General features: G+C 45.2%; 10 protein-coding genes, 1 tRNA gene and 1 pseudogene. 5 read left to right on the top strand and 7 right to left on the bottom strand.

Annotated elements, in window-relative coordinates; translation table 11 throughout:
• Positions 1 to 103: 103 nt before the first annotated feature.
• Positions 104 to 2,083 carry an adenylate/guanylate cyclase domain-containing protein gene (locus H6F74_RS29655; RefSeq protein ID WP_190441777.1) on the bottom strand — a complete coding sequence of 660 codons (1,980 nt, stop codon included), beginning with the start codon at positions 2,081 to 2,083 and terminating at the stop codon, positions 104 to 106.
• The gene (locus H6F74_RS13395) at positions 2,080 to 7,461 is read right to left on the bottom strand and encodes a PAS domain S-box protein (protein WP_190441776.1); all 5,382 of its coding nucleotides are present in this window, start codon (positions 7,459 to 7,461) and stop codon (positions 2,080 to 2,082) included. The genes H6F74_RS29655 and H6F74_RS13395 overlap by 4 nt, the downstream gene beginning before the upstream one ends.
• A 423-nt stretch (positions 7,462 to 7,884) precedes the next feature.
• Here H6F74_RS13395 and H6F74_RS13390 point away from each other — a divergent pair.
• From H6F74_RS13390 to H6F74_RS13380, 3 genes are all read left to right on the top strand, one after another.
• A tRNA-Gly gene (locus H6F74_RS13390) sits at positions 7,885 to 7,956 on the top strand.
• Between the two features lie 260 nt (positions 7,957 to 8,216).
• Positions 8,217 to 8,633, top strand: a complete 417-nt coding sequence (locus tag H6F74_RS13385; protein ID WP_190422557.1) for a hypothetical protein — start codon at positions 8,217 to 8,219, stop codon at positions 8,631 to 8,633.
• Positions 8,634 to 8,637: 4 nt separating this feature from the next.
• Positions 8,638 to 9,894, top strand: a complete 1,257-nt coding sequence (locus H6F74_RS13380) for a glutamate-5-semialdehyde dehydrogenase (RefSeq protein WP_190441774.1) — start codon at positions 8,638 to 8,640, stop codon at positions 9,892 to 9,894.
• Positions 9,895 to 9,933: 39 nt separating this feature from the next.
• On the opposite strand, the gene H6F74_RS13375 is transcribed toward H6F74_RS13380, so the two are convergent.
• Entirely contained in the window at positions 9,934 to 10,779 is an 846-nt protein-coding gene (locus H6F74_RS13375) for an acyl-CoA desaturase (RefSeq protein WP_190422561.1), read from the bottom strand.
• 179 nt (positions 10,780 to 10,958) lie between these two features.
• Here H6F74_RS13375 and H6F74_RS13370 point away from each other — a divergent pair, with 179 nt between their 5' ends.
• Positions 10,959 to 12,188 (top strand): methionine gamma-lyase family protein, encoded by a 1,230-nt coding sequence (locus H6F74_RS13370; protein WP_190441808.1) that lies wholly within the window; start codon positions 10,959 to 10,961, stop codon positions 12,186 to 12,188.
• Between the two features lie 208 nt (positions 12,189 to 12,396).
• On the opposite strand, the gene H6F74_RS13365 is transcribed toward H6F74_RS13370, so the two are convergent.
• The gene (locus H6F74_RS13365) at positions 12,397 to 13,593 is read right to left on the bottom strand and encodes a Coenzyme F420 hydrogenase/dehydrogenase, beta subunit C-terminal domain (RefSeq protein WP_190441772.1); all 1,197 of its coding nucleotides are present in this window, start codon (positions 13,591 to 13,593) and stop codon (positions 12,397 to 12,399) included.
• Between the two features lie 231 nt (positions 13,594 to 13,824).
• Here H6F74_RS13365 and H6F74_RS30020 point away from each other — a divergent pair.
• Positions 13,825 to 14,412: pseudogene (locus H6F74_RS30020) on the top strand (PspA/IM30 family protein); the annotation flags it as partial.
• 548 nt (positions 14,413 to 14,960) lie between these two features.
• Here H6F74_RS30020 and H6F74_RS13355 read toward each other — a convergent pair.
• The 3 genes from H6F74_RS13355 to H6F74_RS29320 form a co-directional block, all read right to left on the bottom strand.
• A complete protein-coding gene (locus H6F74_RS13355; RefSeq protein WP_190441769.1) occupies positions 14,961 to 16,055 on the bottom strand; it encodes a GerMN domain-containing protein in 1,095 nt (364 codons plus the stop codon).
• A gap of 43 nt (positions 16,056 to 16,098) precedes the next feature.
• On the bottom strand, positions 16,099 to 16,716 hold the full coding sequence (locus H6F74_RS13350) for a GerMN domain-containing protein (protein WP_190441766.1): 618 nt from the start codon (positions 16,714 to 16,716) through the stop codon (positions 16,099 to 16,101).
• Between the two features lie 378 nt (positions 16,717 to 17,094).
• Positions 17,095 to 22,203, bottom strand: a complete 5,109-nt coding sequence (locus H6F74_RS29320; protein ID WP_199301176.1) for a CHAT domain-containing protein — start codon at positions 22,201 to 22,203, stop codon at positions 17,095 to 17,097.
• Positions 22,204 to 22,559 lie beyond the last annotated feature (356 nt).

The following is a 22,559-nucleotide window of genomic DNA, read 5'->3' as shown; positions in this document are numbered from 1 at the left end:
TTAATTAAAAACTTTACCCAACATCATCTAATAAATCGTTGGGTTTCCCTATGCTCAGCCCAACCTAGGAATTACATATCCTAGATTAATTCTTATTCTAAAGTTACTTTCGACCCAGAAGAAAATAAGTTTTCATTTCCCCTTTACCTTTAATTAGTACAGTACCTCGTTCTTTAAAAATAAATTTCTCCTTTAACCGCTCATAAACTGCTGCCGTTACCTGAGTTTCACCGGGAATACCGCTTGACTCCATACGAGAAGCAACATTAACTGTATCACCCCAGAGATCATAGCTGAATTTACTCAAACCAATAACCCCAGCTACCACCGGGCCGATATTAATACCAATACGCAGACGAAAATCATCGTTGGCTTGGGCGTTGAATCTAGCAAGAGCAGCTTGCATATCTAGTGCCATTTGCGCGGTTGCTTCAACATGATCTAAGCGGGGTATTGGTAGCCCTCCAACAACCATGTAAGCGTCCCCAATTGTTTTAATTTTTTCTAATCCGTGTTGTTTAGATAATAAGTCGAAATCACTAAAAATATGATTAAGAATTTCTACTAATTCGGTGGGACTTTGGTGAGAAGCAAAATCAGTAAAACCTGCTAAATCGGCAAACATGACACTAACATCCGAAAAGCTATCAGCAATTACCTGGTGTTTTTTTTGTAACCGTTCAGCGATAGGCTTTGGCAAGATATTTAATAAGAGTTTTTCGGTTTGTTGTTGGGCTATTTTTCGGGCGGTAATGTCTGAAACTGTTCCTTCGTAGTAGAGTAGCTTTCCCTTAGAGTCACGCACTGCACGAGCATTTTCAGAAATCCAAATAATCTTGCCGTCTTTGCGATAAACTTGAGATTCAAATCCGAGTACAGCATGGTTTGCTTCCATTGCTTCACTAAAATCGCGCCGCCGATTAGGGTCTACATAAAGCTGCTGTTCGACATTTTTGAGACTTGTCATCAAATCTGGCGGAGAGTCGTAACCATAAATTTTTGCTAGTGCTAGATTGGCACTCAGGTAACGTCCGCAAGGTGTAGTTTGGTAGATACCCTCTACCGCATTTTCAACAATACTGTGATAGCGTTCTTGCGTAATTCGCAGTATCTCTTTAGTTTGCTTGCGTTGAATTAAAGAAGCCAACTGTGTCGCGACTGCGGCTACTAAATTTATAATTCGGGAATTAATAGTGGCAAAATTTTTGTTAAAAAAAATTAAAATCGCTAATACTTCATTATCTAGGATAATAGGAACCCCAAAACTAGATTTTAAGCCAAATTTAACAATTTGAGGATACCGAATAAATAGGTCTTTTTCTATAAAAACATCTTCTATCCACTCTGCTTGTTTTGATGCCCAAATTCTACCTTGAAACCCAACATTGGGAGCAGAAGCCACTGTTAAGCTGTGATTTTTAAACTCGAATAAACTAACCTCGCTACCATACCAAGCTTGGCTGCATTCTAAAACTTTGTTATCATCAGGAATCCAAGCTTCTCCATAGTCCCATTGGATTGTCATACACACTAAACGCAAGACAGCTTGCAAAGCTGAGCGAACGTCATCATGGCGACTAATGGCTTGGGTTGTTGCAAGTAAAAGACGAGTTTCAACTTCTGCTTGTCGGCGTGCGTCTAGGTGCTGTTGCAGTAGTGTATTCTGCTCTACCATTTGTAACTGGAGTTCGCGCAGGCGTAGTTGATTCTCGATTCGAGCTAAAACTTCTAAAGGCTCAAAAGGTTTTGTAATATAGTCCACTCCGCCAACTGTAAAGGCATTAACCTTATTTATAGCTTCATCTAAAGCACTGATAAAAATTACTGGGATATTACGAGTTTGCTTTGAAGCTTTCAGATGTTGGCAAACTTCATAACCATTCATTTCTGGCATATTGATGTCGAGCAAAATTAGATCAGGAGGATTGCTCTGACAAGAGTTTAGGGCAAACTTTCCACTAGGGGCAACTCTCACTTTATAGCCATTTTTAGATAAAATTTGAGTTAACAGTTTTAAATTTACTTGGTTATCATCTACTACTAAAAGATTACCTTTAGATGTAATAGCCTCTGTTGATTTCATGTTTTACTCGCAGGTTGAAGTAAAGTTAATAATTGGTCAAATTGATATTGGTTTGCTAAAGAAAGTAGAGCATTTGCCAAAACTTCATTTTGTAGATGCACTTCTTCCAAGAGTGCCGTAATTTGTTCCAAGTCTCCCTCAACGATCGCCTGACGCAACCTCGCCAATAAATCTTTAGACAAAACGGCGATATCGGCGGCACTCAACGCTAACGGCTTGGCTGAAATTGCATTGGGTACAGCAGTTGATTCCTCATAAATAAAGGATACGCCTAAATGTTTGTCTAGGGACTCAAATATCTCTTCTTCTTGGAAAGGTTTGCGGATAAAATCATCGCATCCCGCTTCTAAAACAGCCGCTTCCTCAAATTCCAAGGCACTAGCAGTTAGGGCAATAATAACTGTACGGTGATTGGACGGGAATTGGGAATCGGGAAATCTTGCTTCCCTTGTCCCCAGTATTTTTTGCCTAGCTTGAATGCGTCGAGTCGCTTCATAACCGTCCATCACTGGCATTCGCATATCCATCAAAATTAAGTGAGGTTGCCAGCTTTCCCAAATTTCTAATGCTTCGGAACCATTGTTAGCTGTTTGCAGTTCAAAGCTCAGGAAATTGAGGAGTTTAATCAACAATTGACGATTATAATCATTGTCATCTACAACGAGTATTCTATAGCAAGGTTGGTTGGGGGCTACGGCAATGACGCGGCGGCTTTGGTGCTGGTTTTCAACCTCGCTTGGGGCAACAATGCCCGCTGAAATGTCAAATTTAAACGTTGTACCTTGTATAGGTCTAGTAGTTTTGTTTTCTTTCGATTTATGCGGAAATTGCTGGATTGTGGAAGCGGGAGATAAGGCGGAATTTTTATTAGAAATTGAAATATTGAGTTCCCAGTCAGCCAAACTGGGAGTGAAGGCTTTGCCGCGACTGATGACGGTCATTTCACCTCCCATTAAGCGAATGAATTGGTAGCTGATACTTAATCCTAAGCCTGTCCCTTCCTGAACTTGTTGACCGGATACGGTTTGCACGAAGGGTTGAAATAGATTGTGGAATTCATCGGCAGCAATACCAACTCCTGTGTCTGAAATTTCAAAGGTGATTAGGGCTTGGGAAGAAGAGTTTTGAGAATTCAAAATTGAGAAATCAGAACTATTCTCAGCCTCCAAATTTACTCTGAGTAACACACTTCCGTGGGCGGTGAATTTAACAGCATTACTGAGCAGGTTAATCAGCACTTGCCGCAATTTTACTTCATCGGTGCGAATATGTTGGGGGACAGCAGAGGCAAGTTCAAATATTAACTGTAAGCCTTTATCTTTGGCTTTTAAAGAAAACATATTTTCGACATCAGCTAGTAAGCGGTAGAGGTCGAAGTTACTTTCATTAAGCGCCATGCGTCCGGCTTCAATCTTGGAGAGATCAAGCACTTGGTTGATCAGGGTGAGTAGATGTTCGCCGCTACGATGAATGATGCCGAGGTTTTCTTGTTGTTCGGTAGAGAGATTTGTGGAGCGATTTAGCAGTTGGGAGAAGCCGAGAATGGCGTTGAGGGGGGTTCGCAATTCGTGGCTCATGTTGGCTAGGAAGCTGCTTTTAGCGCGGTTGGCGGCTTCGGCAGCATCATGAGCTAGTTGAAGTTCTTGTTGTACTCGTTTGCGATCGCTAATGTCTCGTCCTTCTGAGATGAGTAGCGTCACCTCTCCGGCTTCGTCGAGTATGGGACGGAGTGAAAAATCGATAGCAAGAACCCGATCCTCTCGACCCAAAACGTCAACTTCATAACGAATAAATTCACCTTTTGCAGCTTGGGCGATCGCTACTTTTAATTGTGCTTGCGTTTCCGGGGAAATTGTCCACCATCTTGCTTCCCAGAACGGCTTACCGACAACATCCGACCGGGTAGCGCCCGCAAAATCCAAGACTGTTTGGTTGGCTTCCAAAAGAATTCCATCCGGTTGAAGCAGCCCCACAAACTGAAAAGCTTGATCGAAGATAGCACGAAATCTTTTTTCGCTTTCGCTCAGTGCTTCTTCTACTTGTTTGCGATCGCTAATATCCCGCCCTACGGCTTGGTATTCAACAATGCGACCATAATCATCGAATATCGCCCGGTTAATCCACTGCGTCCAACGCACCTTCCCGCGAGCAACCACCCGATTTTCGTTGGTGACGACGGGATTTTCCTGACTAACGCAATTGATGATTTGAGCCACATATTCGCGGTCTTGTTCAAACACAACAGGTTCGTAGTGATTGTTAATGAGTTCTTCCCGTGTTATCCCAAAAAACCGACAGAAGGCTTCATTGACAAAGCTTACCGTGCCGTCTGGCAATAACCGGACAATCAGTTCCGTCTGCTGTTCGAGGATAGCGCGATAACGGGCTTCTGATTGCCGCAATGCCGCTTCCGTTTGTTTTATTTCGGTAATATCTGTGGAAATCCCGCAGATGGCATAAATACTGCCGTCGTGATGTTTAAGGGGAACTTTTACAGCCAAAAAGTGACGCTCTTTGTTGTTAACAACACCGACTTCATCAAAACGAAGTACAACACCACTTTCAATAACCTGCCTATCATTCTGTCTGATGGATTGGGCCATCTCTTTTGAGTAGAATTGGAAATCATTTGTCCCGATAATTTCTGCTTCGGGAATGCCAAATAACTCTACGCATAAACGATTGGCGTAGATGTAGTTGCTGTTTAAATCTTTGATGTGGATAGATGCACCAACATTTTCTATAATTGCCGATAGTTTTTGTTTACTGTTTTGTAATGACAATTCTATCTGCTTGCGTTCGGCAATTTCCTGCTGTAATTGTGCGTTGGTTTGGGCTAGTTGAGCCGTGCGTTCAGCAACCTGGAGTTCTAGAGTTAGGTTGTAATCAGCTAAGAGTTGTTCTGCCTGTTTGCGAGAGGTGATATCAATGAGCAAACCATCCCAGACGATATCGCCATTGGGCTGCCGTTCGGGGCGGGAGGAGCCTTGTACCAACTTGAGGCGACCGGAGGGAGTAATAATGCGATACTCCATTAACCAGGGCTGTAGGGTCTGCGCTGACACCGTAATGCTTTCCCACAGAGGCGCGACATCATCAGGATGGACGATATCAAACGCAAGTCGGGCATCCTGCACCACTGCCTCTGGTTTTTGTTCGTAGAGTTCGTAAGTGCCTGAACTGGCATAGGTAAATTCGTGTGTCTTGTCAGGATGCAGCACGTAGCGATAAATAACACCAGGTAAATTTTCTGCAAGGCGACGGAACTTGGCTTCGCTTTGTTGCAGGGCAGCTTCTACCTGTTTGCGCTCCGTGATATCGGTGATAGTTCCTATGTAACTAATGACATTGCCATCAGCATCTTTTTGAGTGATCGCTTGCCCAAATACCCAGATAACGCTGCCATCCGGTCGCGCAAAGCGGTACTCGCATTTAAAGGGGATATTTCGCTGTAGCAAATTAGACCAAGTAGCCATGACGCGATCGCGATCGCTGGGGTGTAGATTCTTCGCCCAACCCACCCCAAAAGCTTCTTCTTCGGGAACTCCGATCATTTCAAAAGTGCGCTCATTCCCATACAGGCAATTGCCTTGGAGATCGTGGCGGAAAATTCCCACCGGGGCGGCTTTTGCTAAAGTAGCATAGCGTTGTTCGCTTTCTTTGAGTGCTTTCTGGGCTTGTTTGCGATCGCTAATATCGTGAAAAGCGGTAATGGCGTAGGCAACATTCCCCTGACTATCAAATACCGGGACTGTTCGCATTTCCAGGGCGATCGCCATTCCATCTCGACGAATTTCTATATCATCCACCATGACCGTTTCTCCCTGAAGCGATCGGACGCAGGGGAGGCGATCGGCCGGATAAAGTTGGTCAGTTCCCGCAAGATAAACTTGATAGATAGCAGAGCGATTTTCCTGTCTCGTGTCGAAAATCACATCTGTACCCAATAGCTGCTTTCCCACCTGATTTGTATAGGAAATACCATCCCGATTGATCACAGCCACCCCTACAGGTAACGCCTCCAACAGTTGATTTAGTCGATCTTCGCTATTTTCCAGTGCCTCATTTAAGCCTTTCATCTCTGTAAAAGATACTTGCAGTTCTTTCGCCATTTGATTAAAAGACTTTGCAAGTTCCCCAACTTCATCAGAACGGTCAATTTCAACCGTTTTGTCCCACTCTCCTTTCGCAACTTCCTTGGCGGCGGTATTCAGGCGAAGAATCGGTTTAGTCACCCAAGAGGCAGTTTTCATGCTAATGAGTATTGACCCAATTAAAGCCACAATACAAAATAGGATAGTTCTTTGGTTATTTGCGTTTATTTGCCCCATAAAATCTGCTTCTGGAACAACCGCCACTATCAACCAATTCAATCCAAAATCATCTTTCCAGGGAGTTACACGAACAAATTGGCGTTGGTTGTTTTCTTTGATTTCTAGCTGTTGACTATTCTTAATTTGGTCGAAAGTACCAAATTGCTTTGTTAAATAGCGAACGGTTTCCCGCATCAGCGGCTCTTTACTTGCCGATACTGGAATTCGTTGTACTTGCCCATTAACTACGGTGTAGTTTGGCTGATTACTTGAACTAGCTACTAATAATCCATTTGGTTCTAAAATGAATATCTTGCCGGAACGACTAATATTTAAACGCTGCAAAAACAAACTAATATCGTTTAAGTACAAATCAACAGCAGTCACCCCGCCTAACTTACCAGATTGGTTATAAAATGGCTTTACTGCCGTGATGGTCAATCCTTTGTTTGCCTCCCCAATAAAGGCATAAATTTCGCTCCAAGTTGCTTTACCTTTTTGGACAGCTGCTTTATACCAAGGGCGACGGCGCGGATCGTAGCTGGGAACGACATTTAATTTTTTGGTACGGTTTCCTTGGTTGTCTGTAGCGTAAGAAACATAACTACCATTGGTTGTACCGTCGGTTACTTCGATAATGTAGGAAAGGGTGCCATCTCGCCTAACTGGGCCAGCACCGATAAACTTGCCTTGTTCGTTACCTGTATAAATAAAACTAACGGAATTAAATGTCTCAATTCGTTTGAGGAAATAAGCGTCCAAACCTTGCAAGTTCTGGGAGTCTAGGTTAATTTTTCCTAATTCCAAGTCATCGGCAACGACTTGTGCAACTTTTTGGGGAAGTTCAGTATAAGATTCAAGGTGTTGCACAGTGCGATCGCTCACCTGGTTCATCAACTGATTGGCAAGATCATTCACTGCCTGTTGCCCATTTTTAAATGAGAAATAAGCGACCAATCCCACTGTGGCGGAGATTTGGACAACGAAGGGAACAATGAGAACTGTTTGCAGGGGGAGTTTTCCTACGACCTTGGTGACAGACCAATTTAGCCGTTTGAGTAACATAGTGCCTTTTATTTTTTCAGTTAGTAGCTCATGCCCCTGAAAATGAAGGAAGTTCTCGTTTAACTTCACATTTGGGTTCTGTAATGTTGGAGAGCAAACCTATTGCCGGCTAGATCGCCTTATCGGTCGCTGTTTTCTTCTTATAGATTTTCCCTGTGCGATCGCATCCACAGACTAGCCAAGCTAGCTGTCTGGTTGAGGTAATAGACCTTACCATTGGGATTGCCTACATTTATCCCAACGGATTCTGAATGTCAACTACCTTTGGTAGGATAATATCTTATTCAAGTTAACATTTTTATCAAGGAGGTTTCCAGTAGGGCTACCTAAAACAAAAAACGCTGTAAAATTCTTCGCCCAAAAGGTAAAAAACAGTTGACAAATTCCGAGAATTTTGCGAACCTAAATAAAGAGCAAATTTTTGCGGGTATAGCTCAGTGGTAGAGCGTCACCTTGCCAAGGTGAATGTCGCGCGTTCGAATCGCGTTACCCGCTTTTTATAGTTAAAATAATAGCGGAAGCTGTGGCAGGTTTAGAAGTAGAGCGGCAAATCTTAGTATCTACGAGCCGTGACCTGTTTATACCAAGGTTCTCAGTGCTAAAATTCGCCTAAGTAGTATGTGACTTAAAGCGAATTTAGTAGAACCTTCCTCCAAAAGCGGTTGCTAGGTGTCTACGGAATCAACCGCTTGGATGAACTTGCTGCACAAACATACTTTAGGTAAAAGTTAAAAATTTTTGTTTAATTAGCGCTTGTGCCATCTCAGAAAGATCAGAAAATAGACTTAAATATCGATTATCCGTGTCCGTGCCGAAGGCGGGGGCGGCTGGTACCCATTACACTAACAGAAGCATTTGGCTGCGATCGCTGTCAGCAAATCTTCGTAGTAGAAGAAAATGGGTATGTAATTGAGCAACTTTCCACAAGCTATCCTTACAAGCGAAGTTGGCGGTGGAGCGGTCATCGCTGGAGTACCGCCCATCCCAGCCTGGGGGACAGCTACATACCGATGTCTTTAGGCATCATTGTGGTGGTGCTGATTGCAGGGCTTTTCTTAGCTCAGATTTCACCACAAGCGCCACAAAGTATCATAATTGTCCTATTTGCAATGGTGAGCGTGCTGGCGCTACTGCTGCCAGCGCTGATGATCTGGCTGACTCACCGTCGTTAGCGCAATGACTAACATTTTTAGATTGGCACCTGATCCGATTACTGCCGTTCGCCGCGCTTATGAAGCTTCCCTGGAATTAGCAACTACCAAGGGGGTAGACCGCAGTCGTGCTGTGGGAGCAATGGCGAAGGCGCTCTCCAAATCCCTAGACGATATTCTGGAAGCGAACACGCTCGATCTGGAAGCAAGTCGGGAAATGGCGGTACCAGAAATGATTTTAGATTGGCTGAAGCTGACACCGGAACGGCTTACTAGCACTATCCAAATTTTGCAACAGTTAGGTGAGTTGTCCGACCCGATCCGGCGGGTGATGAATGCGACTTATCAGCTGGAACATTCCCAGACTTACTCTCAGCTGATGCCCTTGGGGGTGATAGCTTTAATTTACGAAGCGTTTCCGGCGTTGGGAGCGATCGCAGCCGGGATGTGTCTGAAAACTGGCAACAGCTTGATTCTTAGAGGCGGTAGCGAAGCCAGTCACTCAAACGCGGTCATTGTCGAAGCTTTACAGTCTAGCTTAGAACAAGCTGGTTTCCCACCGGGATGTCTGGAGTTACTACCTTCAGATCAAGGTGCTTCGATCCGAGATTTAGTGACTCAAGACCGATATTTGAATTTGGTCATTCCCTACGGTCGCCCCAGTTTAGTTCAAAAAGTGGTGCAAATGTCAACCGCACCAGTTTTAAAATCTGCTATGGGCAACTGCTACTTATATTGGTCGCCTAGTGGCAGCTTAGACACGATCCGGAACGTAATCATAGACAGCCATCAGAGTGAACCTGACCCGGTGAATGCGATTGAGAAGGTGCTGATTCATACCCATTGCAAGCTCTCATCTCTGACAACGCTTTGGAACAGCTTGAAGGAAAAAGGGTTTCAACTCAGGGGAGATGAGGAACTGGTGGCAAAGTTTCCCGATATGAAACTAGCTCTAGAATCAGAATGGAGTGAAGCTTATCTCAACAAGACGGTGGCGTTCAAAGTGGTGGATAGTATTGAGAGCGCCATCATTTGGATTAATCAATACAGCAGCGGTCACGCTGACTGCTTGATTTCCGAATCTTACCAGGAAAGCCGCCAATTTGCCTTGGGGGTAAATAGTGCCTCTGTTTACCTGAATTCTTCGCCCAGATTTTCCCGCAGCCCGAAACGGGGAGACTCCCTGTTTCTGGGGATGTCCAACCAAAAAGGACACCGCCGAGGGCCAATTAGCTTGGAAACATTTACAACGGTTAAACACGTTGTGCAGGGACACAGTTAATGGCTAATGGCTAATTATTCAACCACTAGCCATTAGGAATTATTGCTCTTTTCCGACAAGTTTTACCTTCGAGGCAAGACCTAAAGATTGCAGGAATTGAATCGTCATCCAAGTTAAATCAATTTCCCACCATTTCATCCCGTGACGAGCGGAATATTGATAAGCGTGGTGGTTGTTGTGCCAGCCTTCGCCGTAGGTGAGTAACGCCACCCACCAACAATTAGTAGAGCGATCGCTAGAATCGTAAGTGCGATAACCAAACTTATGGGTTGCACTGTTGACAAACCAAGTGCAGTGAAACACTGCCACTAGGCGGACAAAAATGCCCCAAACCACAAACGGCCAGCCGCCCAGTAAGTAGAGAACAACCCCCAAAGCAATTTGGATTGGGAAAAAATACTTTTGTAAAAACTGATAAACCGGGTCATCAGCAATATCTTTGGTAAAGCGAGGGATTTCCTTATCCGCTGGGACGTGATACAACCAGCAAGCCATGTGACTCCACCAAAAGCCCAAATTGGAATCATGGGGATCTTGTTCCTGATCCGAGTGCAGATGGTGCATCCGGTGCAAGCCCACCCAATCAATCACCCCTCCTTGGCAGGTTAGGGAACCGCAGAAAATGAGAAAATATTCCAGCCACTTAGGGACTTGAAAACTGCGGTGAGTCACAAGACGATGGAATCCGAGGGTAATTCCTAGGCCACCAGTCACCCAGTGAAGAAAGACAGCCACACCTACTGCTGCCCAGCTAAAATTACTCGGCAGTAAAGCAAAAAGCGCTGCTATGTGAATCACTGCCATAAAGATGATGACAGTCCACTTAGGGCGTAGGGGTAAGGCTTCCCTTACCTGTTCTTGGTCATTAGTTGTCGCAACAGTCATGCACTAACCTTAAAACGAATTTTACAGCCCCATCTGCTATCCAGATTTGGGATTTTGGTTTGATTTCCTAGTAGGGGCAAGGCTAGAGCCTTGACCTTACGCCTGGGAAAGCAGATTTTGGTTTGGGGAAAACGCTCCAAAATCTAATATAAATAGAAAATCTCTTTTTCCAGGTGATGATGAACAGCTTTCAACAGCTACACGAAGCAGAAAAGGCACTGCTTCCGATTTTTTCCGGAATTGACGCGACAGTCAAGCAAAATCTCAAAAAAGTCCTAGAAGCTTTTCGTCACCATCGGGTGGGAGCGCATCATTTCGCGGGTGTCAGCGGTTACGGACACGACGATCTAGGGCGGGAAACGCTTGATAAAGTGTTTGCCCAAGCGGTGGGAGCAGAAGCAGCTGCGGTGCGGGTGCAGTTTGTTTCCGGTACTCATGCGATCGCCTGCGCTTTGTTTGGCGTTCTCCGTCCGGGAGATGAAATGTTATCAGTTGCGGGTGCGCCGTATGACACATTAGAAGAAGTCATTGGAATAAGAGGCAAAAATCAAGGCTCTTTACTTGATTTTGGCGTAAATTACCGAGAATTGGCTCTTACTAGCGACGGAAAAATAGACTGGCAAGCTTTGGCGAATGGCGTAAGCGATCGCACTCGTCTGGTTTCAATCCAGCGTTCGTGCGGTTATTCCTGGCGTTCCAGCCTCTCAATTGCCGAAATTGAAAAAATCGTCTATTTAGTCAAACAACAAAATCCCCACACTGTCTGCTTCGTTGACAACTGTTACGGAGAATTTATTGAAGATCGGGAACCAACCGCCGTTGGTGCTGACCTAATGGCAGGCTCTTTAATTAAAAATCCCGGTGGTACGATTGTCACAGCTGGCGGCTACGTTGCCGGACGAGCAGAATTAGTGGAAGCTGCCGCCTGTCGCCTAACAGCGCCCGGAATTGGCTCTGCTGGCGGTGCCACCTTCGATCAAAATCGCCTGCTATTCCAGGGATTGTTCCTCGCCCCGCAAATGGTAGGAGAAGCCATGAAAGGCAATCACCTCACAGCTTACGTGTTTGATAAACTAGGCTACCCAGTGAATCCTTTGCCAATGGCACCCCGCCGCGATGTGATTCAGGCAATCAAACTCGGTTCTCCAGAGAAGCTGATTGCCTTCTGTCGGGCGATTCAACAGCATTCACCCATAGGTTCCTACCTTGAACCAGTTCCAGACGAAATGCCTGGTTATGAGAGCCAGGTAGTCATGGCTGGGGGTACGTTTATAGAGGGCAGCACCTTAGAGTTTTCCGCAGATGGGCCGCTGCGAGAACCATATGTGGTGTTTTGTCAAGGGGGAACCCATTGGAGCCATGTAGCGATCGCGCTAGAGGCCGCAATTGAAGCTGTGGGGCCAGCTTAGAATAATTTTGTGCCAAGACGCTAAGAAACACTTTGTGCCTTTGCGTCTTGGCGCAAAACCTTCTAAGAGGATGTTTGGAAAGTCCGCTTGACTGACTTTTACTACCTCAACTACTGAAAGTTTACTACGACGGAATGAGCGTTTAAGGCTATGTAGCCTCCTACCAAGGTAGCTTTCCGAACTGAAGTTGACCCTTTTAAAACATCCTCTAAGATTCCGGCAATTTATACTGCCCGACAATCCGCTTGGCATATTCTGGTACGTGCGCCTCTAACTTCTCTGGATGATTGCGCTTCACATACAAATAATTGCGGGTGAAGTGGGAATCAATGGAGAAACGGGCATACTCCAAACCTTTGGGGCCGATTTTTTCAATCACAACTCCCATCAGCTTTGCCGCCCACATCGGGAGTGTAACGCCTTTATCGTAGGCGGGGATACTTTGTTGTACAGCTTCTTTGCGGTTTCCGTGGGACATCACTGGCTGCGTGTCTATCTGATCTTGCACCAAATCCAGCATTTCTTTGCCAGTGTCATTCCGCACCACAATCCACTGCCAGCCAAAGGGTGCGCCCATGTACCCTACTACTAAATCTGCCAGAGAATTCACATAATCAAAGCAGCTCATGCAAGAAGGAGCAAAGACATCCTTCAACTGGTTGGTCTTCAGTCCAAAGAAAGGCACCATTTCCATAGAGCCATCTTCGTGCTTGAAGTGAACCCGGAAATCTTGCATAAACTCGTAATGCACCACTGTATCAGGGGAACGGCTGGTGGTTTCCAAGAATTTTTGCAACCCGGCGCGGTTAACATTATCCACACAGGGTGTACCCAAAACGTAAAGCTTTTCTAGTCCCAGTTCCTTCTCAACGGCTCGTAATGCTTGAATCTGGCAACCAACGCCAATTACCAACAGCCGCTTCATTCCAGATTGCTCAATTTGCTCCAAGACGGAAAGATTAGGCGACAGCGTTGGTTTATTCACCCGCGCTGCCAGAATTTCTTCTGGAGTCCGAGCAATTATCGGCATTGGCTGAAATCTGTCTTCCTTAGTATTCTGGACGCAGACGACACCTTCAACCATGCCGCGATTGAGCATTTCAATAGCAATGGTGCTGACAATTCCCGTCCACTGCGCCCCCTCAATTGGCTCAATTTTCCGCGCCGCCATCATCTCTTGACTAACCCCAAAGTACCAATCATCGGGATTATCCAGATTGCGGCTTCTTCCGTGAATTTCTTCTTCCAGATCAGCTATCTGTTGATTAAGAAATGCACACGCTTCCTTGACATAGTGAATATAGTATGTGTCGCAAAGTCCACACTCGCTACAGAGTTCCTTAGCAGGGCGACGGCTAGAGGGTTTCAGGGCTTTGGCTTTATCGTGAGGGCGCACCGAAGTCATATTAAAGGCAGTTTATTAACTAAAAACATCTGTCTGAGCAAGATAGCCCAAAGCTTACTTTTACACAAAAAGCGAGAGAGATGATGAAGACTTCAGTAATTATTACGAAGCATTAATAATTGACTTAGTTTAATTTTGAGTAAGTTCTACTATCCAGATGTCACTGCGATAGATATCTGAGCTGACACCAGAGCTTGTGAATTCTCATATTCCTTAAAAAGCAAGAAACTCATGGGATTATTTGAGCGCATTAGCCTAAATGCCAGAGCCAATCTGAATGACGCGCTTAGCAAGGCTGAAAACCCAGAAAAAATTTTGGATCAGTCCATCATTGATATGCAAGAAGGCGTGGTGCAGTTGCGTCAGGCAGTTGCCAGAGCCATTGCTGCTCAAAAACGGACTCAGCAACAATACAACCAAGCCCAAACTGAAGCAAACAACTGGCAAAACCGCGCCCAGTTGGCTCTGCAAAAAGGCGATGAAAATCTTGCTAGAGAAGCGTTAGTACGCAAAAAAGTAAATTCTGACACTGCCAGTACCCTGAAAACCACTTTGGATCAGCAGAAGGCTCAGGTAGAAAACCTCAAGCGCAACTTAATTGCCCTAGAAAATAAAATTTCTGAAGCTAAACAGCAACAGGATAGGCTCAAGGCACGGGTACAAGCTGCCAAAGCTCAGGAACAACTGCAAAGTTCTGTGGGACGTTTAAATACCAGCAGCGCTATGGGTGCCTTCGAGCGCATGGAAGAAAAGGTTTTGGAACTGGAAGCCCGTTCTCAGGTGGTTACTCAACAAACTCCTTCTTCTGTCGAAACTCGATTGCTGAAGCTTGAAGGTGAGCTTAAAGCCATGAAAGCTCAACTACTAATTCAGCAGACAGCTATTGTGAACAGCCTTACACTGAATTCCACTGCTTTAGAAGACGTGAGAGATATGCTTCAGGAAGTTCGTTCCCAGTCTAGGACGGAAGTGGCTACTAAAGATTTTCTTTCCCAGCCCACGCAGGAATTAGTTTCCCATAATTTAGAAGAGCAATTTGCCATACTGGATGGCAACGACGTTGATGATGAATGGGAGGCGCTGAAAGCTCAGATAACGGTTCTTTTACAACCCAAGTACAACTACCGCCAGCTAACCCAAATACTACCTTTAAATCTAATTCAGCAGTTGATAACGAATTGGAAGACCTAAAAAAGCAACTAGATAACCTTTAACAACCAGACTGTCTAATAGCACATAGACTCGTTTACCCTGCTTCATGATTGAGGGCAGATGGAAAAAAGCGCGATCGCTTTCCCACCTTCCACTAAAACGCGAAACCCAGCTAGTTTTGATAGCTGGGTTAACAAATTTACACTAAAACCCTATCAACCAGGGCGAACATCAAGACAGCCTTCTGCATAATTAACTTCTGGAACTTTACCAGCAATCATGCGTGATACAGTCTTGCCATTCGGAGAGACAAAAACGAGACGGAAGTCTTTGTCAGCAAAGCTGCTTGGTTGAACGACCCAAGCTTTACCTTTTTCGCTGTTGAGAAGACGACTTACCTGAATTTGTCCGGGATAAGCAGACTTAATTGTGCTTTCTGTATCGTCAACTTTGATACCATGAGCAGTGGTAATTTTATTAGTTTCAATTTCCACCGTAGCGATACGACCTTGAGTGACCATGAAAGTAACACCCTCAGGCCCATTTGCTGGCTTGTAGTAGTCACAGACGCGATTGGGATTTTTCCGGGATGGTACTATTTGAGTCCCAGCAACGCTTGATGCCTGAGCAACAGTCATGTTAATTTTAACTGACCCAAGTCCGTCAATCAATAGTGGCGATTCAGTTGTCAGTTTTTCGGCTTTCTTTAGGCAAGTATTCTCGCCACTTTGATCACTTAAGCATTTGCCGTTTCTATCCAGAATAATAACTGAGTTGATAGTTGGGAATTGCTTAAGGGTGGTATTAATAGAGCTTTTTTGACGAGCATCATCTCCAGTGCCTTCTGAAATTACCGATTTACAAAATTTCAGTCTGGCAGTTCCATTAGTGATAGAAAGTGTAAAATCTTTGCCACAGTTGGAAGTGCCTTTGAATTCAATAGGGTCACTCAACCCACGAGCTTTTTCCTGACTTGTCGGCCCTGCGATTAATTGCTCAATAGCAAACTGAGCAACGCTGGCACTTGAAGTTGTCCGCAAAACTGGCTCAACATAAGTGAAATCTTGGCCGCTTTGGGGGTTTTTAGGAAAAAAAACTTTAACCTTTTTGACAGCTGCTGGAGGTTGGGCAGATACGGCTGGAGTTGCTTGTTTAGTTAGATTTGTTTGTTGCGAGATTGTTGCGTTAGTTAATGATTCAGCGGGTGATAGTCTTTGTGACGACATTGCATTTATTGTTTGGCTACCACAGCCACTAATTCCCACAAATGCCACGAAAAGACAAAAATTAAGTAAGGTTGGTTGGCGCATAAGAATTTAGATTCCGAAACTTGTGAAGCTTTACTTGCCGATCCTATGCCTGATTTCTCAGACATAAGTTATTACCGCTTTGATCATTCAAGCAGTTACCGTTTTTGTCGAGCAGAATAACCGTTCTGACACTGGAAAACTGCTTAAGGGTAGTAGTTATTGAGCTTTGTTGACGAGCCGTGTCGCCGACACCTGCTACAACAACTTGCTTACAAAATCGCATTTTAGCAACTCCATTGTTGATGGAAAGAGAAAAATTGCTGCCACAATTAGAATTACCTCTAAGTTGAATAGGGGCAACTAAACCACGAGCTTTTTCCTGACTTGTCGGCCCTGCGATTAATTGCTCAATAGCAAACTGAGCAACGCTGGCACTTGAAGTTGTCCGCAAAACTGGCTCAACATAAGTGAAATCTTGGCCGCTTTGGGGGTTTTTAGGAAAAAAAACTTTAACCTTTTTGACAGCTGCTGGAGCTTGGGCAGATACGGCTGGAGTTGCTTGTTTAGTTAGATTTGTTTGTTGCGAGATGGTTGCGTTAGTTAATGATTCAGCGGGTGATAGTCTTTGTGACGACATGGCATTTATTGTTTGGCTACCCCAGCCACTAATCCCCACAAATGCCACGAAAAGACAAAAATTAAGTAAGGTTGGTTGGCGCATAAGAATTTAGATTCCGAAACTTGTGAAGCTTTACTTCTATACCTTAAAAAGCCTTCAGCATAAAAGTAAGCTAATTATGTGTCAATATTTAAAGTGACATTTAAAGTACGCTAAATGTTTCTGGCTCCAATAGCAGAAGCACTTTGTTTAGCAACAAACATTTTTATATAGTTGCGAGACTTTGGGATAGTTGCCAATCGGCTATTTTTTTAAGAGGTGTCGAGGACAATTTATGTAGTGGCATAAATTAATTAAAGGAAAAATAGGGACACGGTAATGCCGTGTCCCTACCTGCGCCCTACAAGGAGGGCTGTTCTTGTTAGGTCTGTATGGGACTCAACTGCAAGCCCCTATGTTTGAGCTGCTGGCAGATTAGTCTTACCAAGGATTGCCAATCATAGTAAATGCTGCCCAGTAATAGGGATGAGTAAAAGTTGTATTTCTTAAATTTGATAATTCAGACGGGAGATCCACCCTTTGTTTAGAGTTATATAAATATCCTGACTGCAAGCGAATTTGCCCCTTAAGCATAGCGATTTGCGCCCGCCGCAGAGCCTCCGCCTTGATAGGTGCCTTCTTCAACTGCTGATAAAACTCGGTCATCACTCCTAATGTCCCTTCATCGCTGATGTACCAGAGACTTGCCAGCGCTGACTTAACGCCTGCTTGTACCGCCAATCCAGCAAACCCCAACTCAGCTTCTTCATCTCCCAATGCTGTGCGACAGGCACTTAGCACCAATAATTCCACTGGCGGGTTATTCCAGCCCAAAGTTCGCAGTTGGTCGAGGCGTAGTTGCTGATTCCACAACTGGATATAAGAATTACTAATGTCTCCGGGCTGAAATTCGGCATGAGTTGCTAGGTGGACAATACCGAAAGGCTGCTGGGAACGCTGGCTTTTGAGATTTTCCAGAGTGAAGCCATCGTTAAGAAATGACTTACCTTGCCACAATTGCGTGATCGTAGCTAACTCTACTGGTACCGCTGGTAAAGGCTTTTGATTAGAAAATTCTGAACTACCCATTGCTAGGAGTTTAGAGTTTTGGATATTTGTGTAGCGGGTGTCAGTTAAGGTGAGACTGGGCATCAGGCTGAGGCTGTACTTTTCCACCAAAAATTGTTTGCCATCATGGAGGGCAGCTAGGGGCATGGAGCGCAAACCGGAATCTAAAATAAATACCAGATTCTGGATGTCTTCAGCTTGTAAATCAGCTTCTAGGGGTGCTATCAGCCACTGATAGAGTTGCTGGGAAGAGGTAAGGTACCCCTGCTGGCTGGCAACGTTTTTGATTTTGTTACTAAATTGTTGCGCGACTTTGAGCGCTTGCGATCGCTTGACACCAGTTACCTTGCGAATGGTTTTCCCTTTGGAAGTCACCAGAACCAGTTCCAGTTCGTCTTCTGGACTTTGGAGTTCGGAGTTTGGATTTACGATTAATTCCGAATCAACGGATACTTTGACAGCAGGAACAAAAAAGACGTAAATGATCGCTGGTTTAATGCCTGTTGCTGAATGGATTTTTCGCAGCTGGTTGCGAATATCTGGCAGGGATGAGGGGCCGCGAGTGATAGCTGGTTGTTTAAGATGTTGCTGAAATTGCTGGGTGAAGTTCTGTTCTAACTCCCCAATCTGAAAGTCAATCGAATCTGAGTCCAGATCGTTACTAGGGGAAATTTGTAACGACTCAAGCTGTGAATCAATTAAAGCTGTTTGGCTTGGGAACGAGACATCCGGGGGTGCCACTACAGGTGGCATCACAACATCTGGGGGTGCCACTACAGGTGGCATCACCACTGGAGGTAGCACTAGAGGCGGCATCACCACTGGAGGGGGTAGCACTAGAGGCGGCATCACCACCGGAGGGGATGGCACTACAGGCGGCATCATAGGGGGACGCGATACCGGCGGCGGGGAATCGGTAATGATTTTAATATTGCCTAAAGTGTAGCTGCCGGGAAACGATTGGTTGGGCGCGATCGCATAATTTCCACTCGTCAGAGAACCGCTTGTCCCGTTGTTGGTGGCATCACCCACATTAAAGGGAGTGTTTCGCAAACCACCACCGTGCCGAATTGTAATATCTCCTATCCCTAAACCCCCGGCTGTGGAAATGCTTGCTATTTCCTGATTTTGGTCGGTGAAGGTGCCTGTTACCAGAAAAAATCTATTTGTGGTAATGTCTACATTGCCGCCAGTGCCATTGGTGCCACCTTGGGCGTTAATGGAGACAACTTGGATATCGCCAGTTGGATCGAGAGTGACGTTACCGCCATCCCCTAAACTAGAGCTATCGATCGCACCAGTGGTAATTGTGTTACTAGCAATAATATTGATGTCTCCACCCTGAGTCACTCCTGAAGAATTCAGGTTTCTGGTGCTAACAGATCCTTGATTGCTGGTAAGGTTAATTCCCCCATTGGCGGTGATGTTGTTTGTAGTGATGTTCTGGTTTGCCAGTAGAGTAATTGAGGCATCGCCTAACCCGGTAATCGTTCCAGTTGCAGTGATGGAACCCGACAAAAGTGGCGATCGCATTATCACTGGATCGTTGAAGGTGATGTCACCCGATAACGCGATCGCGCCCGATCCGTCAGCTTGTCCGATATTTATCGAGTTGAAGCCATCTGCAAATGATGTCCCTGTCGCTGCGATCGTTAAATTTTGACTGGGTGTTAAAGGTTGCAATCCCAAATTCCTGCCGCTACCGCTGACTGCGTTTCCCAAATTAATCTCAGCGGCTGTCAGTGTCGCGTCAGATAGCAACTCTAAAGTGTCCTGAAAATTTATCTGACTTGCGTTGACATTTCCATTAATTCGTGTATTCCCCAGAGCGTCGGTGGTGAGGATATTTAGGGGATTGTTACTGCCTACGGCACCGAGAAAGGTCGTTGTGCCTGTGCTATTTAATGTTAAGCGTTGATTTCCATCAACACTGCCGTTGAAAGTGATATTTCCACCGCCAGAATCGAGGGTGATATCAGTACCAAGCTGGATATTATTGCCCAGAGTGATGTCAGTACCGCTTGTAGCGATGCCAGCGTTTAAGGTTGTAGTGGCACTGTTGAGGGTAATTGAGGCGTTCCCTGTTCCAGTAATTATGCCATTAACAGCGATCGCGCCGTTGGGAGACTGAATCTTCACCGGATCGCTGAAGATGATGTTATTGGGGATGGTAATCGTCCCGCTACCGTCAATTCTGCCGATGGTAAGCGAAGCAAAGCCATCTTGCAACAAACCCAACTCAGTTGCAGTCAGATCCAAAGCAGTTGTAGTGTTGTCAATTCCACCGATAGCGATCGCACCGTCTGGCGTAAACGGTTGAATAGTAATATCCCCAGTCCCGCTAATCGGTCTATCTCTCGTAAAATCAATTTCATTGCTAGTTAAGGTGATATTCCTCCCCTTCAAAGTGCCAGTTTGATCGGAACCAGTCACATTGGAACCGCCTAAAATAATGCCATTAGCTGCCGTGAGACTAATATCACCACTACTGCCAGCAGCGCAAAAAACACCCGAACTTGAAATACAAGATGCTACGCTACCTTCGGCATTTCTCGCAGTAGTATTAATCCTGCCACCAGTGCTGGTAATGGTGATATTCCCACCATTTAAACCACCTCTGGTCTGAATGTCGTCGCTTTCAATGTTGCTGCCAGCAGTGATACTAATATTGCCACCAATGCCATTTTCACCTCTAGAGAGAACATCCAGAAATGAAATACTGCCAGCAGCATTGAAAGTGATATTACCGCCATTTCCATTACTACTTACTGAGACATTACTATCATTAATATTAATGTCTCCCCCCGCATCTAAATTAATATTGCCCCCATTACCTGAACCTGTTAAACCATTCCAGCTAGCACTAATCCTAAAAATATTAATATTGCCCTTAGCCTGCACAATTACAGGGCCAGCATTTACACCATTAATATTAGTCCCCGTGTTGATTCTGCCTACCTGAATACTCCCTGCCGGCAACAACCCTGTAGCGGGGGACGAGAAAAATGCAGGAATATTAACAGGATTGGCTAATTCGTCTACGCCCGCCCGCAAAATCAATGCGCCATTTGTAGTCGGATCGGTTAAAAGGGCAATATCTGGGTCTGAACCCGGAAGTATGTTAATGTCTGGCCCCGTAATCGTAATATTGCCACCCTGGATGCTACCTTTAGCCTCAATCTTGAGAGCGACACCACTATAATTTCCGAAAGAAACATTACCATTAGAGCTGATAATGGGGTCATAGAGACTAACAAAGTCTCCTGGTTGACCTGACAATTTCAGCATCGACAAACTACCGCCACTGGCAAAGTGAGTATCCCCAGAGATATTGCCATCGCTAACCAGATTCAGGTCGCCGCCGCTAACAAAAGGTGTCTGTGAAAGATGATTTAGGGCTAGGATATCAATGTTCTGATTGCCCTGGATGAAGAGATTGCCTCCAGCATGGGCGATAAAGGGATTCGCCACACTATCTCGCACCCGCACCGTATTTTGAGCCAACAACTGTAAGTTGCCAGTTGTCAACAGCTGGCTTTCCACCAGAGTCAAGTTGTTAGTTGCTGATAGTGTAGCTGTTTGAGTAGCGATCGCTCCCTTGATTGCCACATCTCCATTTTCCACCAACAATCCAGAGCCTGTCAGCCGCACTTGACCATTGTTGTCCAGTGTCAACCCCGTGGCATTCCCCACACCAGAACCCGTAAGCAGTTGCGGCAAAGATAAGGCATTAGGATTGTCGATTTCCTGTCCCAAGTCTCCAGTCCCTACCTCCAAATTCAGCAGATTTCCCGCCAAAGAGATACGAACCAAGCTTTCACCAGGTACAGCGGCAACGACGATTTTACCTCCTGGTGCTTGCAACTCTCCTGTACTAACCACAGTACCGCCCAGAAAGGTGAAATTTTGATTGGTGCCTACAGACAGCCGACCTTCGTTAATAATGGTTCCAGGCTGGGAGGTGTTGAAGACAAAAGCATTAGGATTGCCTACCAAAGCAGCATAATCATTGCCGCCCATTGTATTAAACCAACCCGAATTAAAGCCGATGCCAGTAGCGGTGGTGGCAGTAAAAGAGGCAGGCACGTTAAGAATAGCGTTTGCGCCAAAGACGATGCCCGCTGGGTTGAGTAAGAATAAGTTGGAGTTGCCGCCTGTAACCTGGATAATACCGTTAATAACTGAGGCTTCTCCACCTCCTACCCTCCCAAAGATGTTCTGGATGGATGGGTTGGAGAGAAAGTTAACAATCTGGTTTTGGTCGATGCCAAACTTGGTGAAGCTGTGAAACAGATTCGCTTTGTCGCCCGATAGCTGACCGCCAGTGATATTGTATACAGAAGTTCCGGAAGGACTGACAATCGTTCCTGTGCCGTCAGATGCTGGAACTATGGTTTGTGCCAGCACGTATTTGCCGCCTGTTGCTGCTGCGACTAAAAATATACCTAAAATTTGGCTAGTTCTTCTGAATCCTAATTTCACAAGCTCTTTTATGTTTTGCTGAATCTCCTAGAACTGGACTTGGTGCAAGTCCGGTTCTGGTGTGGTGAACCTGACTGCTGCCTGCCTGAGTGGATTTAAACTAACTCCAGATACTTGTGGGCAGCAGCCTACGAACGTGGGATAAATGTCTTTTTTGCCTTCCTCCTTACCCTTCTTTTCCCCTAACTCTGAGCCTGTTTAAACTCTTTTAGGTAAGACTCAGGTTTACGGTTGCACTGTTATATTAATCTACGCACTCAGGGCTATTTTGGGTTGGGTAGACTTGACCGACATGATGTTAAGTGAGTAAAAATTACTGATGGCTCAATCTACGAACCTTGTCGATCAGTAGATTA

It is taken from the genome of Trichocoleus sp. FACHB-90, assembly GCF_014695505.1.
GTDB lineage: Bacteria > Cyanobacteriota > Cyanobacteriia > Cyanobacteriales > FACHB-T130 > Funiculus > Funiculus sociatus.
The sequence above is the reverse complement of the archived record's forward strand: the minus strand, read 5'-3'. Positions and strand labels throughout refer to the sequence as shown.